Origin of the sequence: Pseudorhodoferax sp. Leaf267 (assembly GCF_001422405.1) — a bacterium.
Taxonomy (GTDB): Bacteria; Pseudomonadota; Gammaproteobacteria; order Burkholderiales; family Burkholderiaceae_C; genus Pseudorhodoferax.
This window is the reverse complement of record NZ_LMMV01000005.1, coordinates 94739-111294: the sequence shown is the minus strand read 5'-3', so window position 1 is coordinate 111294 and position 16556 is coordinate 94739. Positions and strand designations below refer to the sequence as shown.

The window sequence follows — 16556 nt, the reverse complement described above, 5'->3', positions numbered from 1 at the left end:
TCAGGCGGGGTGGGCCACTGCGGGCACGGCCAGGACGGGGGGGCGCGTGGCCAGTGGCAGGCGCATTTCGGTGCGCTCGCCGCCCAGCACGACGGTCTGGCCGCAGTGGCGCAGCGCGAGCCAGCCGCCTTCGAGCAGCCGGTAGGTGCAGGACTCGGCGTCCACGCTGAGCTGCAGTTGCACGCCAGCGAGCCGCAACTTGAAGCCGTATCGCTGCCAGTGCGCGGGCAGCGTGGGCGCAAAAGTCGGCATGCGCTTGTGCATGCGCAGGCCGGCGAAGCCCGCCACCACGCCGAGCCAGGCACCGGCCATGGCGGCCGTGTGCACGCCGTGGCGCGTGTTGTGGTGGTGGTCGTCCAGGTCTGCGCGTGCACCGGCCGCGAAGTAATCGTAGGCCTTGGCGTGGTAGCCGACCTCCGAGGCCACGATGCCGAAGATGCAGCGCGACAGCGAGGAGTCGTGCGTGGTGATCGGCTCGTAGTAGTCGAAGTCGCGGCGCTTGTCCGCCAGGCTGAACTGCTCGCCCAGCAGCAGCAGGGCCAGCAGCACGTCGGCCTGTTTGCAGATCTGGTGGCGGTAGATCACCAGCGGGTGGTAGTGCAGCAGCAGCGGGCGCTGGGCGGTCGCGTCGTCGCTGCCGGTGTCAAAGCCCCAGCGCGGCTTGGCCAGGAAGCCATCGTCCTGCGGGTGCACGCCGAGCGCGCCGTCGTAGGGCAGATACATGCGCCGCGCGGCTTCCTGCCAGGTCTCGGCTTCGCGCAGGTCCAGGCCGATGCGCAACTGCAGCTGCAGCAGCGTGCCGGCATGCTGCTGCGCCATCCACTGCACCAGCTCCACCGCGAAGGCCAGGTGCATCTGCGCCATCGCGTTGGTGTAGAAGTTGTTGTCGACCAGCGCCGTGTATTCGTCCGGGCCCGTCACGGTGTGGATGCAATAGCGGCGCGTGCTGCCGTCCTCGAAGCGGCCGTCCTGGAAGTGGCCCAGGCCCATCCAGATGCGCGCGGTCTCGAACACCAGTTCCACGCCGTGGGCCAGCATGAAGGCGTCGTCGCCGGTGGCCTCCCAGTAGCGCTTGACGGCGAACGCGATGTCGGCGTTGATGTGGTACTGCGCCGTGCCAGCCGGGAAGTAGGACGAGCATTCCGGCCCGTTGATCGTGCGCCACGGGAACAGCGCGCCCTGGGCATGCGCCATCTCGCGCGCGCGCGCGCGGGCGGCGTCCAGCGTGTGGTAGCGGAACTCCAGCAGGCGGCGCGCGATCTGTGGCTGCGTGTGCAGCAGCATGGGGAACACGTAGATCTCGGTGTCCCAGAAGTAATGGCCGTCGTAGCCGCTGCCGGTCACGCCCTTGGCCGCGATGTTGGTGCGGCCGTCGCGGCCCACCGACTGCAGCAGATGCAGCTGGTTGAAGCGCATGCCTTGCTGCAGCGCGTCGTCGCCCTCGATCTCGATGTCGGCGTCCTGCCAGAAGCGCGCCAGGTAGGCCTGCTGCTCCGCGCACAGCTGTGCGAACCCGGCCTCCACCGCCTGCTCCACGGCGCGGCCGAGCAGCGCCGGCACGTCGGCCGCAGGCGCGTGCTGCGAGCTCATGAGGCCGAAGACCTTGTCCAGCCGCAGGCTCTCGCCCTGCATGAGCTCGGCCTCGAAGCGGTGGCCCAGGCAGGCCGTGGTGCCGGCGTCGTGCGCGGCGATGGCGCCTTGCGAGCCCTCGGCGCTGTTGTGCATGAAGCTGGCCACATACAGCTCGCTGCGCTTGGTGCGGTGGATCAGTTGCACCTGCTGCGCGCGCCGTTCGGCCGAGACTTCGACCAGCGATTTGGCGGCGTTCGCCGAGCCCACGCGCGGATCGTCGCTGACCTCCATCTCGTGCGCCCGCGCGTCGATGAAGGACTCCACGACGATGCGCGCCGGCCCGTCCAGCACCTGCAGCTCATACCGCAGCGCGCAGATCGATTCGCGCTCCAGGCTCACCAGGCGCGTGCTGCGCACCGCCACGCGCCGGCCCTGCGGCGAAACCCATGTGAAGTTGCGGGTGAGCAGGCCGGTGCGGAAGTCCAGGGCGCGCTGGTAGTCCTCGATGGCGCCGGTGCGCGGGTCGAAGCGCTCGTCGTCGATCTGCCAGCCGATGGCCTTGGCGTTGGGCACGGCCACCAGGAACTGGTGGTGGCGGGCCAGGCCGTAGGCGTTTTCGGCATAGGCGATGTCTTCGACGTCGTGAAAGCCGTTCAGGTAGGTGGCGTCCTGCTCGGTGCCGGGCCAGTGCGCTTCTTCGTGCGCGCCGCGCAGGCCGATGCGGCCATTGCCCAGGCAGAACAGGGTCTCGTGCAGGGGCGCGCGCGCGGGGTCGAAGCGCGATTCGGGCAGGCTCCAGGGAGCCACCCCCAGCGGGGAGGTTTCGGTGTCGGTCATGAACTCAGTCGAAGTGAAAGGGGCGGTGCGCAGCGCACCGCGGCCGGGCGCTGGCGTCAGTGCCGTCCGGCGTAGCTGCTCGTGCGAGAGATCGACACGCCGGCCACCATGGGCGGCTGGTCGTGCGTGAGCGTGTCGGCCGTGCGCTTGACGGCCACGTCGTTGCCGTCGAACACATGGATGTCCTGCGGCGGGAAGTACAGGCTGATGGGGCTGCCGACTGCCAGGGCGGAATGGCCGGTCTGGCGCACGGTGACGAGCTCACCGCCGGCCAGCCGCACATAGACGTAGCCGGCCTCGCCCAGGCGCTCGAGGAACGCGACCAGGCCGGTCACGATGTTGGGGCCCTGGCCGTCGGCGATCTGCACATGCTCGGGCCGCACGCCCAGCGTGACCTCGCTGTCGCGCGGCAACGCGCTGGCATCGACGTCGGCCCGGCAGGGCACCGGCCCCACCATGACAGTGGCCTGGCGCGCATCGGCCTGCGACAGAACGGCGGCCACGAAGTTCATCTTCGGGCTGCCGATGAAGCCGGCCACGAACTTGTTGACGGGGTGGTGGTAGAGCTCGAGCGGCGCGCCGAACTGGGCCACGCTGCCGTCGCGCTGCACGGGCTCGCCGGCGTTCAGCAACACGATCTTGTCGGCCAGCGTCATGGCCTCGACCTGGTCGTGCGTCACGTAGATCATGCTGGCCGTGCCGATGTCCTTGTGCAGCTTGGCGATCTCCAGCCGGGTCTGCACGCGCAGCGAGGCGTCCAGGTTGGACAGCGGCTCGTCGAACAGGAACACGTCAGGCTCACGCACGATGGCGCGCCCGATGGCCACGCGCTGGCGCTGGCCGCCCGACAGTTCCTTGGGCAGGCGCTTGAGCAGCGGGTCCAGCTGCAGGATCTTGCTGGCCTTGCGCACGCGCTGGTCCACCGTGGTGCCGTCGGTCCTGAGCTGCTTCAGGCCGAAGGCCATGTTGTCGTAGACCGTCATGTGCGGGTACAGCGCGTAGCTCTGGAACACCATGGCCACACCGCGGCGCGACGGCGGGGTCTCGTTGACGCGGGCGCCCTTGATCGACAGGTCGCCGCTGGAGATGTCTTCGAGCCCGGCCACCATGCGCAGCAGCGTGGACTTGCCGCAGCCCGACGGGCCTACGAAGACCACGAACTCTCCGGCCTGGATCTCCAGGTTCACGTTGCGGATGGTGTCCAGGCTGGCGCCGTCGTAGCGCTTGTGGACATTGCGAAAGCTGATGGCGGACATCGGAAGTCTCCTGTCAATCCGGGGTGCGAAGCGTGAGGAAGGCGGTGGCGTGCGGCGCCAGCCAGAGGGCGTTGCCGTCGCGGCTTGTGCCCGGCGTGGTGGCGGGCGCGTCTGGGGCCAGCTCCCAGTGGGTGGCCGCGACCTCGTAGCGCGCGGCCTGCTCACTGATGTTGAAGACGCACAGCAGGCGCTGCGCGCCCTGCGAGCGCTCGAAGGCCAGCACATCGCCCTGCAGCGGCAGCAGCGCCATGGCGCCGGCCACCAGCGCGGGCTGCGTGCGGCGCCACTGCAGCAGGCGCCTGTAGTGGTGCAGCAGCGAGCCGGGGTCGGCCTGCTGCCGGTCTGCGGCCAGCGCGCGGTGGCTTTCAGCCAGCGGCAGCCAGGGCTTGGCGGCGCCGCTGCCAAAGCCCAGGTCGGGCGCATCGGCCTGCCAGGCCATGGGCGTGCGGCAGCCGTCGCGGCCCTTGAATTCGGGCCACATCGTGATGCCGTAGGGGTCCTGCAGGTCGGCCAGTGCGATGTCGGCCTCGGGCAGGCCGAGTTCCTCGCCCTGGTAGATGCAGGCGCTGCCGCGCAGCGTCAGCAGCAGCGCGGCGACCTGGCGCAGCAGCGCCGGGGCGGGCGTCTTGCCGCCCCAGCGCGTTGCCACGCGCACGCAGTCGTGGTTGGAGATGGCCCAGCAGGGCCAGCCGTCGGCGATCTGGTCGTGCAGGCTGGTCAGCAGCCCGTGCACATAGGGCGCATCGAACACCGGGCCCAGCAGGTCGAAGCAATAGGCCATGTGCAGCTTGTCGCCCCCGCCCGTGTACTCGGCCATCAGGCGCAGGCCGGCCTCGTCGCCGATCTCGCCGACCATGGTGGTGTCGGCGTATGCATCCACCAACTTGCGCAGCCGGCGCAAAAAGTCCAGCGCTTCGGGCTGGCTCTTGTCGTACTGGTGCACCTGCCATGAATACGGGTTGGCGGCGGGGGCGGTCGGGTCCACATGCGCGGGCGCGCCGCGGCCAGGGTTGTCGCGCAGTTGCCGGTCGTGGCAACAGAAGTTGATCGCGTCCAGCCGGTAGCCGTCCACGCCGCGTTCCAGCCAGAAGCGCACCTCGGCCAACAGTGCGTCCTGCACCTCGGGGTTGTGGAGATTCAGGTCGGGCTGGCTGACCAGGAAGTTGTGCAGGTAGTACTGGCAGCGCCGCGTGTCCCATTGCCAGGCACTGCCGCCGAACACGCTGAGCCAGTTGTTGGGTGGCGTTCCGTCGTGCTTCGCATCGGCCCAGACGAACCAGTCGGCCTTGGGGTTGCCCTTGCTGGCGCGGCTCTCGGCGAACCAGGCGTGCTGGTCGGAGCAGTGCGAGAGTACCTGGTCGATCATGACCTTGAGCCCCAGGCCGTGCGCCTTGGCCACGAGCGCGTCGAAGTCGGCAAGCGTGCCGTACATCGGGTCGACATCGCGGTAGTCGCTGACGTCGTAGCCGAAGTCCTTCTGCGGGCTCTTGAAGAAGGGCGACAGCCAGACCGCGTCGACACCCAGGCCGGCGATGTGCTCCAACCTGGCCGTGATGCCGGGCAGGTCGCCGATGCCGTCGCCGTTGCCGTCGGCGAAGCTGCGCGGGTAGACCTGGTAGATGACGCCGCCGCGCCACCATTCGTTGTGCAGCGCGCTCATCCCTTCACCGCCCCGGAGGTCAGCCCGCCCACGATCTTGCGCTGGAAGGCCAGCACCAGCACGATCAGCGGCAAGGTCACCAGCACCGAAGCCGCCATGATCTTGCCCCAGGGGATCTCGAACTTGTCGGCGCCGCTGATCAGCGAGATCGACACCGGCACCGTGCGGTCGGTGTTGGCCAGCACGAAGGTCAGCGCGAACAGGAACTCGTTCCAGGCCGCGATGAAGGCCAAGAGCCCCGTGGTCACCAGCGCCGGCCACATCACGGGCAGGAACACCTTGGTGATGATGCCCCAGGGCGTGCAGCCGTCCATGATGGCGGCCTCTTCCAACTCCTTGGGCAGGTCGCGCACGAAGGTGGTGAGCACCCAGACCGTGAACGGCAAGGTGAAGATCATGTAGGGCAGCGTGAGGCCCCACCAGTGGTTGTAGAAACCGATGGCCTGCATGAGCTCGAACATGCCGGACAGCACGGCCACCTGCGGGAACATGGACACGGCCAGCACGGTCAGCAGCAAGAGGCCGCGCCCCTTGAAGTGGATGCGGCCCAGCGCGTAGGCGGCCGTCACGCCCAGCAACAGCGAGACGACCACGACCAGGCAGGACACGGCCACCGAGTTGAACAGGTGCCGGCCGAACGGCTGCTCGGGCACCGTGAACAGGTTGACGTAGTTCTTCAGCGTGGGGGCGGCCGGCCACAGCGAGGTGCTGAACAGCTCGGTGCCTTCCTTGAGCGACGTGACGATCGCGAAGTAGAACGGAAACAGGCAGAACAGGCTGATGACGGCGACCAGCGTGTACAGGCCGATGTTGCCTAGCAGGCGTTGGGTGGAGAGGTTCATGGCGCCGCTCCTCACTTCTTGCCGCCGAGGTCGACGCGGGACAGCTTGAGATACAGCAGCGTGCAGGCCGCGATGATGAGGAACAGCACCGTGGACGCGGCCGATCCGTAGCCCACGTAGTTGTTGTCCACGATCTCGCGGCGCACGAAGCCCGACATGGAGATCGTGTCCACGCTGTTGGACGTCATCACGTAGATGATGTCGAACACGCGCAGCGCATCGAGCAGGCGGAAGATCACGGCCACCATCAGCGCGGGCCAGATCAGCGGCAGCGTGACCTTGAAGAACACCTTGACCGGGTGGATGCCGTCCACGTGCGCGGCCTCGTAGCAGTCGCGCGGCAGCATCTGCAGCGCGGCCAGCGTGAGCAGCGCCATGAAGGGCGTGGTCTTCCACACGTCGACCAGGACCACGGACCACAGCGCGTAGGCCGGGTCGGCCGTCCACGCGATGTTGGCGTCGATCACGCCCCAGCTCTTGAGCATGGCGTTCAGCACGCCGAACTGGTCGTGCATGATCCAGGCCCACATCTTGGCCGAGACGATGGTGGGGATCGCCCAGGGCACCAGCACCGCGGCGCGCACGAAGGCGCGGCCCTTGAACTCGGCGTTCAGCACCAGCGCGAACACCACGCCCAGCACCGTCTCCAGCACCACCGAGACGACCGCGAACTTGAAGGTGTTGCGGATCGCCATGCCCCAGTCCGTGGCCCAGAAGCCTTGCGCGGCCGCGAAGTTGAAGACGCCGTACTCTCCGAAGTAGTTGGACAGGCCCACCCACAGGTAGGTGGAGTCGCCGATGGAGTCGAGGCTGGCGTCGGTGAAGCTGAACCAGATCGTGCGGCCCAGCGGCCAGCCTGCGACCAGCAACAGCACGACCAGCGTCGGGGCCAGGAAGATCCACGCGCTGCGGGTGCGCTCACGCGTGAGGGCAGAGGGAGGACTGCTCATGACAAGCTCCTGCAAGGGAGGAAAGAACAAGGGCCGGCCACCGTCTGGCACGCGTGTCGGGACCGGGGCGCATGGATGCACCCGGCGCCGGCATGGCGCTGCAGGGGGTGGTGGGGTGGCGCGGCCCGGCGCGTGCAGCGCCGGCCGCGTCAGGGCTGGCTTACCAGTTCGCGCCGCGGCGCACCTGGCCCAGCTTGGCGTCGAGCGACTTCAGCGCTTCCTCGGGCTTGGCCTTGCCCGACAGCACCGTGTGCGCGGCGTTCCAGAACGCGGCGGAAACCTCGTTGTACTTCTGGCCCGTGGCAGTCGCCGGGCGCGGCACGGCGTTGACGAAGGTCTCGTACAGCGTGCCGAAGAAGGGGTTGGCCTGCAGCACGGCAGCGTCCTGGTACAGCGCGGGGATGGTGGGGTTGTAGGAACCCTTGATCGCGCGGTCCTTCTGCACATCGGGGCTGGTCAGGTACATGACCAGGTCGGCTGCGACGGCCGGGTTCTTGGAGTACTTGACGACCGACAGCTGCCAGCCGCCCAGCGTGGCCGCCGGCTTGCCGTCGCCGCCCTTGGGCAGGTTGACCACGCCGACCTTGTCCTTGACCGGGCTGTCCGAGCCCTGGCTCAGCGACCAGGCATAGGGCCAGTTGCGCATGAAGACCGAGTTGCCCTTCTGGAACACGCCGCGCGCGTCTTCTTCGCCGTAGTTCAGCACGCCGGTGGGCGAGATGGTGCCGATCCAGCCGGCGGCCGTGGCCAGCGCCTTGGCGGCCTGCGGGTTGTTGACGGTGACCTTGCCGCTGGCGTCGACGATGGAGCCGCCGCCGTGGCTGGCCACCCATTCCAGCGCGTTGCAGGTCAGGCCCTCGTAGGCCTTGCCCTGGAACACGTAGCCCTGCATGTCGGCATTGCCCGCCTTGCGTTCGCCGTCCATGACCTTCTTGGCCGTGGCCGTCATCTCGTCCCAGGTGGTGGGGGCCTTCTCGCCGTACTTGGCCAGCAGGTCCTTGCGGTAGTACAGCACGCCGGCATCGGTAAACCAGGGCATGGCCAGCAGCTTGCCGTCCACGGTGTTGTTGGCCACAAGGGCCGGGAAGTGGGCCTTCTCGGCGCCCTTGGCGTAGGGCCCCAGGTCGAGCAGGTGGCTCTTGATGGTGCCGGGCCAGACCACGTCGACCGAGATCACATCCACGTCGGCGGACTTGGCGGCGAACATCTGGCGGAACAGACCCAGGATGTCGGAAGTGGATTGAGGAATCGTCAGGTGCTTGACGGTGTTGCCGGTCTTCTTGCTCCACTCGTCGGTGGCTTTCTTGCAGAACTCGAAGTCTTGGCCGACCGTGCCGCAGGACACGGTGATGGTGACGCCGGCCGCTTGCGCGCCCGCCATGCCTAGGCCCAGGGCCGCGGCAAGGATGTAGTTTCTTGTGTTGACGTTCACGGAAATCCCCTGGAAATTGTTGTCGCTGTTCACGTCTGGACAGATGTCCAAAGCGCTTTGAATATTGTGTCCAAAGCAATTTGAGTCGATTTCGTGGTTTACCATGGTAACCAATAAGTTACGCAGAAACTATGTGTATACGAAAAGTTTGTATGCGTTGTTAGCATGTGTCGCCAGCGCCTGCGCACGGCCTGTCTTCCCGACCATGAGCCTCAAGAAGATCGCCACCGAACTCGGCCTGTCGCTGACCACGGTCAGTCGCGCGCTCAATGGCTACCCGGAGGTCGCGCAGGCCACGCGTGCGGCCGTGCTGGCTGCGGCCGCGCGCTTGCACTACCAGCCTGACCCCGGCGCCCGTGGCCTGGCCCTGGGCCGTGGCGATGCCGTAGGCCTGGTGTTCCCGATCACGCCCGGCGACCTGGGCGACGTGCTGTTCCTGACGGTGGCGGCCGCGCTTAGCGAGCGGCTCGAAGAGGCGGCCATGGACCTGCTGATCGTGTCGACTGCGGGCGACGAGCTGGCGGCCTACCAGCGGGCCATCCGCGGCCGGCGCATCCGCGCCTTCGTGGTGCCACGCACGCGCGTGCACGATGCCCGCCTGGCCCTGCTGCAGCAGCAGGGCGTGCCCTTCGTCGCCTATGGCCGCAGTCCCGGCCTGGCGACCGACTACGCCTGGCTGGACTTCGACAACGAACGCGGCGCCCGCCTGGCCACGCGCCGGCTCACCGGCCTGGGGCACCGGCGCATCGCCTACCTGGGCGCGCCGGCCGAGTACAACTTCGCAGCCCTGCGTTTCGATGGCTTCTGTGCCGAGCTGGCGGCTGCCGGCCTGGCGCCGTCACCGCCTCTGCTGCTGCGCCAGGCGCTGGACCGGCGCTCCGGCTACGCCGCCATGCAGCAGTTGCTGGCCTTGCCGCAGCCGCCGACGGCGGTGCTGGTGGACAACCACCTGGCCGGTGTGGGCGCGGTCCACGCGGCCCTGCACCAGGGCCGCAGCCTGGGCCGTGACCTGTCGCTCATTGTGTACGACGGCCTGGGCACCGACTCGGTGATCCGCACCGCCATCACGGCCGTGCAGCAGCCCGGGCCGGCGCAGATCGGCCGTGTGCTGGCCGAGCTCACGCTCGCCAGGCTGGAAGGCGCGCCGCCTGCCACGCTGCAGCGCCTGCACCAGCCGGTGCTGGTGCCGGGCGACAGCGACGGGCCGGCCGCCTAGTCCGCTCCGTCGGCGGCTACCGTGTAGCGGCGCACCAGGCTCAGCAGTTCCTCTTCGGAGTAGGGCTTGCCCAGGTAGTGGTCGACGCCGATCGACAGCGCATGTGTCCGGTGCTTCTCGGCCATGCGCGAGGTGATCATGACGATGGGCAGGCCGGCCCAGCCGGTGTCCGCGCGCAGCGTGCGCGCCAGGTCGAAGCCATCCATGCGCGGCATTTCGATGTCCGACAGCACCAGGGCCGGGCGTTCGGCCTGCAGCACCTCGAGCGCCTGCACGCCATCGGCTGCCAGCGCCACGCGGTAGCCCGCGCGCTGCAGCAGCCGCTGCGTGACGCGGCGCACGGTGACGGAGTCGTCCACCACCAGCACCAACGGCGTGGCCACCGGCGGCTGGGTGGTCGCAAGGCCGCCGTCGCCCGAGCGCAGTGCCTGGTCGTGCTGGGCCTGGCGCGCCTGCGCGCCATGCACGGCGGCCAGGGCCACGGGGTTGTAGATCAACACCACGGCGCCAGAGGCCAGCACCGACATGCCGGCCAGCCCCGGCAGCCGCGACAGCTGCGGCCCGAGGTTTTTGACCACGACATCCTGCTGGCCCAGCACCTCGTCCACATGCAGGGCGAGCCGCTGCGAGGCGCTGCGCAGCACCAGCACGCTGGCGTGCCGCTCGCCGGGTGCCTCGCTCGCGGCAGCGGACTGCAGCAGCGCACCGGCCCAGTAGAAGGGCAGGGCCTCGCCGCCCTCGGCAAAGGTTTCGCTGGCGTAGGCCTGGGCCAGTGCGGCGGCCGGCACGCGGCGCACGGCCTCGACCAGGTTGGTCGGCACGCCCACGCAGTGCGGGCCGGCGCGCAGCATGGCGACCTGGGTGACGGCCGTGGTCAGTGGCAGCACGATCTTGAATTCCGTCCCCTGGCCGGCCGTCGTGCGGGTCTCGATCCGGCCGCCCAGGCCATGGACCTCGGTGCGCACCACGTCCATGCCGATGCCGCGCCCGGCCAGGCCGGTGACCTGGTGCGCGGTCGTGAAGCCGGGCAGGAAGATCAGGTCCGCCGCCTCGCCGGCCGACAGTGGCGCGCCCGAGGACAGCAGGCCCAGCGACAGGGCGCGGGCCTGGATGCGCGGCAGGTCCAGCCCGCGGCCGTCGTCCTGCACGCGGATGGCGATGTCGTTGGCCTCGTGGTGCAGTGCGATCTCGATGCGGCCGGCCTCGGGCTTGCCGGCGGCGCTGCGCTGCGGCGCGTCCTCGATGCCGTGCACGATGGCGTTGCGCAGCAGGTGCTCGAAGGTCGGCGCCAGGCGGTCCAGCACGCCGCGGTCCAGCTCGATGAGGCCACCGCTGATCTCCAGCTGCACGTGGCGGCCCAGGTCGGTGGCGGCCTGGCGCACCACGCCGTGCAGGCGCTCGGCGATGGCGTCGAACGCCACCATGCGCATGCGCAGCAAATCGTGCTGCAGCTCGCGGGCCTGGCGTGCCTGCGCGGCCAGGTCGTCCTCCGTGCCTTCGATGGTGCGCTGCAGGCTGCGCTGCACGGTGGCCACGTCGTTGACCGACTCGGCCATCATGCGCGTCAGCTCCTGCACGCGCGTGAAGCGGTCGAACTCCAGCGGGTCGAACGGCGTGGCCGCAGGACTGGTGTCACGCGCCTGCGCCAGACGCGACTGCATTTGCGAGTCGGCCTGCAGTTCGACCTCGCGCAGCTGCTGGCGCAGTCGGTCCAGGTTGCCGCCCAGGTCGCCGAGCGCGCCGCGCAGCTGGTCCAGCCGTGACTGCATGCGCGCACGCGTGATCAGCACCTCGCCGGACTGGTTGATCATGCGGTCCAGCAACTGCGAGCGCACGCGCACCGACTGGTTGGACATGGCGCGCGGCGCCAGCGGCTGCGGCACGGGGATGGGCTGCGGCCCGACGACTTCGTGCGCTTCGGTGTCGGGCTGCGCCGACAGCGCGCCCAGCGGCGCGGGCTGGTGCGCGGCGCGCAGCCGGTCCAAGTCGGTCTGCAGCGCATCGGCCTGCGCGAGCAGCGGGGCGATGGCAGCCGTGGGCACGCCATCGCCGGCCAGCGGCTCGATGGCGGTCTCCAGCCGGTGGGCGCTCTCGCCCAGCCGCAGGGCGCCAGCCAGGCGCGCGCTGCCCTTGAGCGTGTGCAGCGCGCGCTGCGCACGCTGGCGCGCGTCGGTGTCGGCGGGCTCGGCCGACCATTGGCGCAGCGCAGCCCCCAGCCGCGGCAGCAGCTCGGCGGCCTCGTCGTCGAACACCGGGAACAGGTCGGGGTCGATCGCATCGGCCACGTCGATGGCGTCGTCGAAGGCCGGGCCCGTGGCCGCCGGCGCGGGCGCGGACGTTGGCACGATGGTCTCCAGCGCGTGCTGCACGGCCGCGTTCGGCTCCTTCAGGAAGCCGGCCGCGAACTGGTGCAGCAGCCGGCGCACGTCCTCGGCCGCATCCAGCAGCACGCGGCCCTGGCCCTCGCGCAGACCGTGGGCCTGCACGTGGGCCAGCGCAGCCACGAGGCGGTGCGCCAGCTGCGACAAGGCATGAAAGCCGATGCGGGCGGCGCTGTCGGCCAGGTCGCGGGCCAGCGCGATGGTCGCCTCGTCCAGCGGCGTGGCCGGCTCCTGCGACCAGGCGCCCAGCCCGGCCAGCAGGCGGCGTGACGATTCATCGGCGTCGTTCAGGTAGGCGTTGTCCAGCGGCAGCGCGATGCGCAGCGGGCCGACCGCGCGCATGCCATCCTCGTCGGCAACGGCCGGCGCGGGTGCTGACGCCTCGGGCTCCAGCTGCAAGGTCTCGGCGCGTACGCGCAGGTCGGCGGCATGGTGGTCGCCGTCGCGGCCGGCCGCGATGTCGTCGGCCCAGGCGGCGAGCGCCTGCAACGCGTCGTCGGCCAGGTCCAGCAGCGCCGGCGTGGCCGGCTGCTGCGTGGCCAGCCACGCCGTCAGCAGATCCTCCAGTGCCCAGGCCGTGTCGCCGAATGCCGGCTGGTCGACCATGCGCGCGCTGCCCTTGAGCCTGTGGAAGACGCGACGCAGTGCGGGCAAGGGATCGGCGTCGGCTGGCGTCGCGCGCAGCGCGGCGGTCAGCAAGCGCGCCCCATGCACGGCCTGGCGCGCCTCGTCCGCAAAGACCTGCAGCGCGGCGCTGTCGCCTTCACCGGCGTCGGCCACGGCCGGCTGCAGCTGCGGTGGATCGTGTGCCGGGTCGGCCGGCTGTGCATCGGCCTGCGGCGGCAGTGCCATGCGCAGCAGGCCTTGCGACTCGTCGTACACGAAAAGCTCGCGCGCCAGGGCGCGCTGGTAGCCCAGCATGTCGATCAGCAGCCCGAGCGCGCCCAGGCTGGCGCCCAACCGGTCGAAGCTGGCCGCGCGCGCGGGCGCGTCGTCCGGCGCATCGGCCATGTAGCCTTCCACGGTCTCGCGCATGCGCTGCACGGCGTGCGCGGCCTGCTCCAGCCCCAGCACCGACAGCACGCCGCGCATCTGAGCGCACTGCGCGACGACCCTGGCCAGCACCATCTTCTCGCGCGGCGCGCGGAAGAACTGGTCCAGCGTCTGCTCGATCTCGGCCAGCGTCCTGCGCAGCTCCTCGACCACGTGGCCCATGGTCTGGCGGTCGCTCACGCGGTGGTACAGCTCTTCCATCCAGGGCTGCAGCGGCTCCGGCGCGCCGCCCGCGGCCACCTGGTCCAGGCGCTCGGTCAGCAGCGCGGCGCGCGCGCGCATGCCGGCGTCGTCCTCGTCCAGGTCGGCGTAGGCAGCCTCCAGGTACAGCACGGCGGTGGCCACCTCCATGGCCAGCGGCGCGGCCGGCACCGTGCCTTGGTGGGCCGCGGCCTCGACGGTGCGCTGCAGCGCCTGCGTCAGCACGGCGCTGTCGGGGTGCAGCCGGGTCAGCGATTCGCCGACCAGGGCGAACTGTTCCAGCGCGGTCTTGAACGGGTGCGTGTCGCCGCCGGCCAGGGCAGACCAAGTCTCGGCCGCGGCCGCGATGCGCTTGCGCGCCTGGGCCAGTTGCGCGGGGTCGAAGCGGCCGAAGCGGCGGTCTTCGTAGTCGACCGGCAGTGCGGCGCCCAGGCCATGGGCGGAGCGCACGGCGGCAAGCGTGCCGGCTTGGGCATCGGCGCCGGGCACGGCGCGCGCGCAGTAAAACAGCAGGTCCTGCACCAGCCGTGCCGAGGGCGCGGCCTCGCCGCGCGCGAGCGCTGCGTACTGCGTCAGCACGCGCGAGGCCATGCGCTTGGCGTACAGGTCGGACGGCACCAGGCCCAGGGCCACGGCCTCGAAGTAGGCCGCGGCCAGGTTCCAGAAGCTGGCCTGGTCCGGCAACGCGGCGCCGGCGGCCAGCCCCAGGCCCAGGGCATGCAACGCGCGGGCGGCCGCCGGGTCGCCGGTCTTGACCAGCTGGAGCACGGCCTGGTCGAGCCGGCTGCGCACGGCGGGCTCGGGTGCAAGCGCGGCGGCAGCCACGGGCACGGTGGGCGCCGCCTGCGGCTCCGCGTGCGTCCACAGGTCGGCCGGGTGGATGCGGTCGTTGCCGGCCACCGCCTGCACGTCGCGGTACTGCGGGAACAGCGACACGGCCGAGACCGGCTTGCCGGCCAGCAGCGCGTCCAGGTAGTCGTTCATCGCGAAGCCGGCGCGCTCGATGTGCGTGACGGCCTCCTCGGTGCAGGCTTCAGGTTGCTCGGCCAGGCGCTGCGTGGCCGCCTCCATCGCGCGCAGCATGTGGGCCGCCGCGGGCTGCTCGATCATGGCCAGGGCGCCCGTGCACTGGCGCAGCAGCCGGCCGGCCTGCGCCAGGTGGCCGCCGTCGGGCGCGTTGCTGCCGCCCTGTGCGACCGCGTCGGCCTCGCGCAGGTGGCGGCGCAGTTCCTTGGTCGCCGCCTCCAGGGTCTTGCGCAGCTCTTCGCGCACCCAGGCCAGCGGGCCCAGATCGTCCGCGACGCGGGGGAAGGCGGCTGCCGGTGGTGTGGTGGACATGGGCTCAAACGGTCGTGAAGCGTGCAACGGACTGGCGCAGTTCCGCGGCCATCTGCGCAAATGCGCGCACCTGCTCGGCCATGGCGCGCGTGCCGTCACCAGCCTGCTCGGTTGCGGTGAAGATGTGCTGGATGCTGTCGGCCACACCGTTGGCGCGTTCCGTCTCGCGCGTGGTGGCGCCGGCGATGTGTTCGATGCGCTCGGCCAGCCGGCGCGTGACGGCGTCGATCTCCGCCAGCGCCGTGCCCGCCGTGTCGGACAGGCGGGCGCCGGCGACCACGCCCTGGGTGGAGCGCTCCATGGCGGCCACGGCGTCCTGCGTGTCGGCCTGGATGGTTTGCACCAGCGTGGCGATCTGCCGCGTGGCGTCGGCCGAGCGGCCGGCCAGGCGCTGCACCTCCTCGGCCACGACCGAGAAGCCGCGCCCTGCCTCTCCAGCCGAGGCGGCCTGGATGGCCGCGTTCAGCGCCAACACGTTGGTCTGCTCGGTCAGGCCCCAGATCAGCTCGGTGATCTCGCCAATCTCCTGCGACGACTCGCCCAGCCGCTTGATGCGCTTGGACGTGTCCTGGATCTGGTCGCGGATCGCATCCATGCCGCCGATGGCGTTCTGCACGGCCGCGCGGCCCGCGTCCGCGGCCTGCAGCGACTGCTGCGCGACCTGGGCCGATTCCTGCGCCTGGCCCGCCATCTCGTTCATGCGCAGCGCCATGTCCAGCACCGCGCGGGCGGCCTCGCGGATTTCGCGCAGCTGGGCGGTCGACGCGTCCAGCTGCGCGGCCGAGGCGCCTTCGACCTCGGCCGTGGTCTGCGCCACGCGCGTGGCCGTGTCCTGCACGCTGCCGACCAGCGCGTGCAGGGCAGCGGCGGTGTCGTTCACTGCATCGGCGGCATGCTCGGTCGTCGGGGCGGGCGGCGGGGCCGACGCGCGCAGGGCGGCGATCTGGCCCGCGTGCTGCTGGCGCTGCACGCTTACCCAGCCTGCCGCGGCCAGCATGGCCAGCAGCACCGAGCCTGCGATGGCGGCGAGTGTGCCGCCGCCCAGGCCGGCCCGGGCCAGTGGCGCGGCGAGCAGGCCGGCCAGTGCGAGCAGCGCGGCGGCCAGCAGCAGGCCCAGCAGGCGCGCTTGCCGTGGCGCCGGGCGTGTGCCCAGCAGCGGCAGCGTGGCCGTGGCCTCGGGTGCTGCGGGCGGCTGTGCGGGCGAGGCGTCCGCGGACGGGCGCTTCAGGTTGTCTTCGAACGACATGGACGGTTCTCTGAAGGGAGCGTCGGCGCGCGTACGCCGGGTCAGGCGTCGATCGCCAGGAAGCTCGTGGTCTGCGCCAGCGCCTGCAACTGGATCTCCTGCCATGGCAGTCCGGCGGCATCGGTGTAGATGCGGCCGAAGTAGGCCGGTGCGTCCTGCAGCGCCGGGGCCGACAGCGCAAACGCATCGGCGCCGCGCAGGCCCGCGAGCCGGTCGACCGCCAGCGCGCAGTTGATCTGCAGTGCGGCGTTGAAGCTCAGCAGCTTGCACTCGGCCAGCGTCGAGGGGCTGCGCACGCCCAGGCCGTCGATGGCCAGGAAATGCCCCAGGTCGACCACGCCGCACAGCGCGCCGCGCAGGTTGGCCACGCCCAGGAACCACGGCTTGGTGTAGGGCGTGGACTGCACCGTGGTCCACGGGAAGATCTCGCCGGCCTGGTTCAGCGGGACCAGGTAACGGCCACCGCCGGCCTCGACGGCCAGCCAGTGCACGGACGGGCCTTCGGTCTGCGCAGCCTGCAGGCGTGCGGCGAGGCGGTTCTGCAACTCCGTGAGGGTTTCGCGCTGCGCCAT

General features: G+C 70.6%; 9 protein-coding genes and 1 pseudogene. 1 reads left to right on the top strand and 9 read right to left on the bottom strand.

What is annotated here, in order from left to right:
* The 6 genes from ASF43_RS10345 to ASF43_RS10320 form a co-directional block, all read right to left on the bottom strand.
* Positions 1-2409 (bottom strand): glycoside hydrolase family 65 protein, encoded by a 2409-nt coding sequence (locus ASF43_RS10345; RefSeq protein WP_082497769.1) that lies wholly within the window; start codon positions 2407-2409, stop codon positions 1-3.
* Positions 2410-2465: 56 nt separating this feature from the next.
* Positions 2466-3665, bottom strand: a complete 1200-nt coding sequence (locus tag ASF43_RS10340) for an ABC transporter ATP-binding protein (protein WP_082497768.1) — start codon at positions 3663-3665, stop codon at positions 2466-2468.
* A gap of 13 nt (positions 3666-3678) precedes the next feature.
* Positions 3679-5325: an alpha-glucosidase gene (locus ASF43_RS10335; RefSeq protein WP_056180021.1), complete on the bottom strand. Its 1647-nt coding sequence runs from the start codon at positions 5323-5325 to the stop codon at positions 3679-3681.
* Complete coding sequence (locus ASF43_RS10330) at positions 5322-6167, bottom strand: carbohydrate ABC transporter permease (protein ID WP_056180018.1); 846 nt, start codon at positions 6165-6167, stop codon at positions 5322-5324. Before ASF43_RS10330 ends, ASF43_RS10335 begins: the two co-directional genes overlap by 4 nt.
* Positions 6168-6178: 11 nt before the next feature.
* On the bottom strand, positions 6179-7117 hold the full coding sequence (locus ASF43_RS10325; protein WP_056180016.1) for a carbohydrate ABC transporter permease: 939 nt from the start codon (positions 7115-7117) through the stop codon (positions 6179-6181).
* Positions 7118-7277: 160 nt separating this feature from the next.
* Complete coding sequence (locus tag ASF43_RS10320; RefSeq protein ID WP_235578206.1) at positions 7278-8549, bottom strand: ABC transporter substrate-binding protein; 1272 nt, start codon at positions 8547-8549, stop codon at positions 7278-7280.
* A gap of 205 nt (positions 8550-8754) precedes the next feature.
* On the opposite strand from ASF43_RS10320, the gene ASF43_RS10315 reads away from it, so the two are divergent.
* Entirely contained in the window at positions 8755-9765 is a 1011-nt protein-coding gene (locus ASF43_RS10315; protein ID WP_056180011.1) for a substrate-binding domain-containing protein, read from the top strand.
* Here the strand turns inward: ASF43_RS10315 and ASF43_RS10310 are convergent.
* The 3 genes and pseudogenes from ASF43_RS10310 to ASF43_RS10300 form a co-directional block, all read right to left on the bottom strand.
* Positions 9762-14738 (bottom strand): response regulator, encoded by a 4977-nt coding sequence (locus tag ASF43_RS10310; RefSeq protein ID WP_056180007.1) that lies wholly within the window; start codon positions 14736-14738, stop codon positions 9762-9764. The genes ASF43_RS10315 and ASF43_RS10310 overlap by 4 nt on opposite strands.
* Before the next feature lie 4 nt (positions 14739-14742).
* Positions 14743-15633 (bottom strand): annotated as a pseudogene (locus ASF43_RS10305) (methyl-accepting chemotaxis protein); the annotation flags it as partial.
* A 392-nt stretch (positions 15634-16025) separates the two neighbouring features.
* Positions 16026-16556 carry a chemotaxis protein CheW gene (locus ASF43_RS10300; protein WP_056180004.1) on the bottom strand — a complete coding sequence of 177 codons (531 nt, stop codon included), beginning with the start codon at positions 16554-16556 and terminating at the stop codon, positions 16026-16028.

Bases quoted from the DNA above. Each gene is read 5' to 3' on its own strand.
- ASF43_RS10345 (WP_082497769.1), bottom strand. From the start codon at position 2,409: ATGACCGACACCGAAACCTCCCCGCTGGGGGTGGCTCCCTGGAGCCTG.
- ASF43_RS10325 (WP_056180016.1), bottom strand. From the start codon at position 7,117: ATGAGCAGTCCTCCCTCTGCCCTCACGCGTGAGCGCACCCGCAGCGCG.
- ASF43_RS10300 (WP_056180004.1), bottom strand. From the start codon at position 16,556: ATGGCGCAGCGCGAAACCCTCACGGAGTTGCAGAACCGCCTCGCCGCA.
- ASF43_RS10340 (WP_082497768.1), bottom strand. From the start codon at position 3,665: ATGTCCGCCATCAGCTTTCGCAATGTCCACAAGCGCTACGACGGCGCC.
- ASF43_RS10335 (WP_056180021.1), bottom strand. From the start codon at position 5,325: ATGAGCGCGCTGCACAACGAATGGTGGCGCGGCGGCGTCATCTACCAG.
- ASF43_RS10310 (WP_056180007.1), bottom strand. From the start codon at position 14,738: ATGTCCACCACACCACCGGCAGCCGCCTTCCCCCGCGTCGCGGACGAT.
- ASF43_RS10330 (WP_056180018.1), bottom strand. From the start codon at position 6,167: ATGAACCTCTCCACCCAACGCCTGCTAGGCAACATCGGCCTGTACACG.
- ASF43_RS10315 (WP_056180011.1), top strand. From the start codon at position 8,755: ATGAGCCTCAAGAAGATCGCCACCGAACTCGGCCTGTCGCTGACCACG.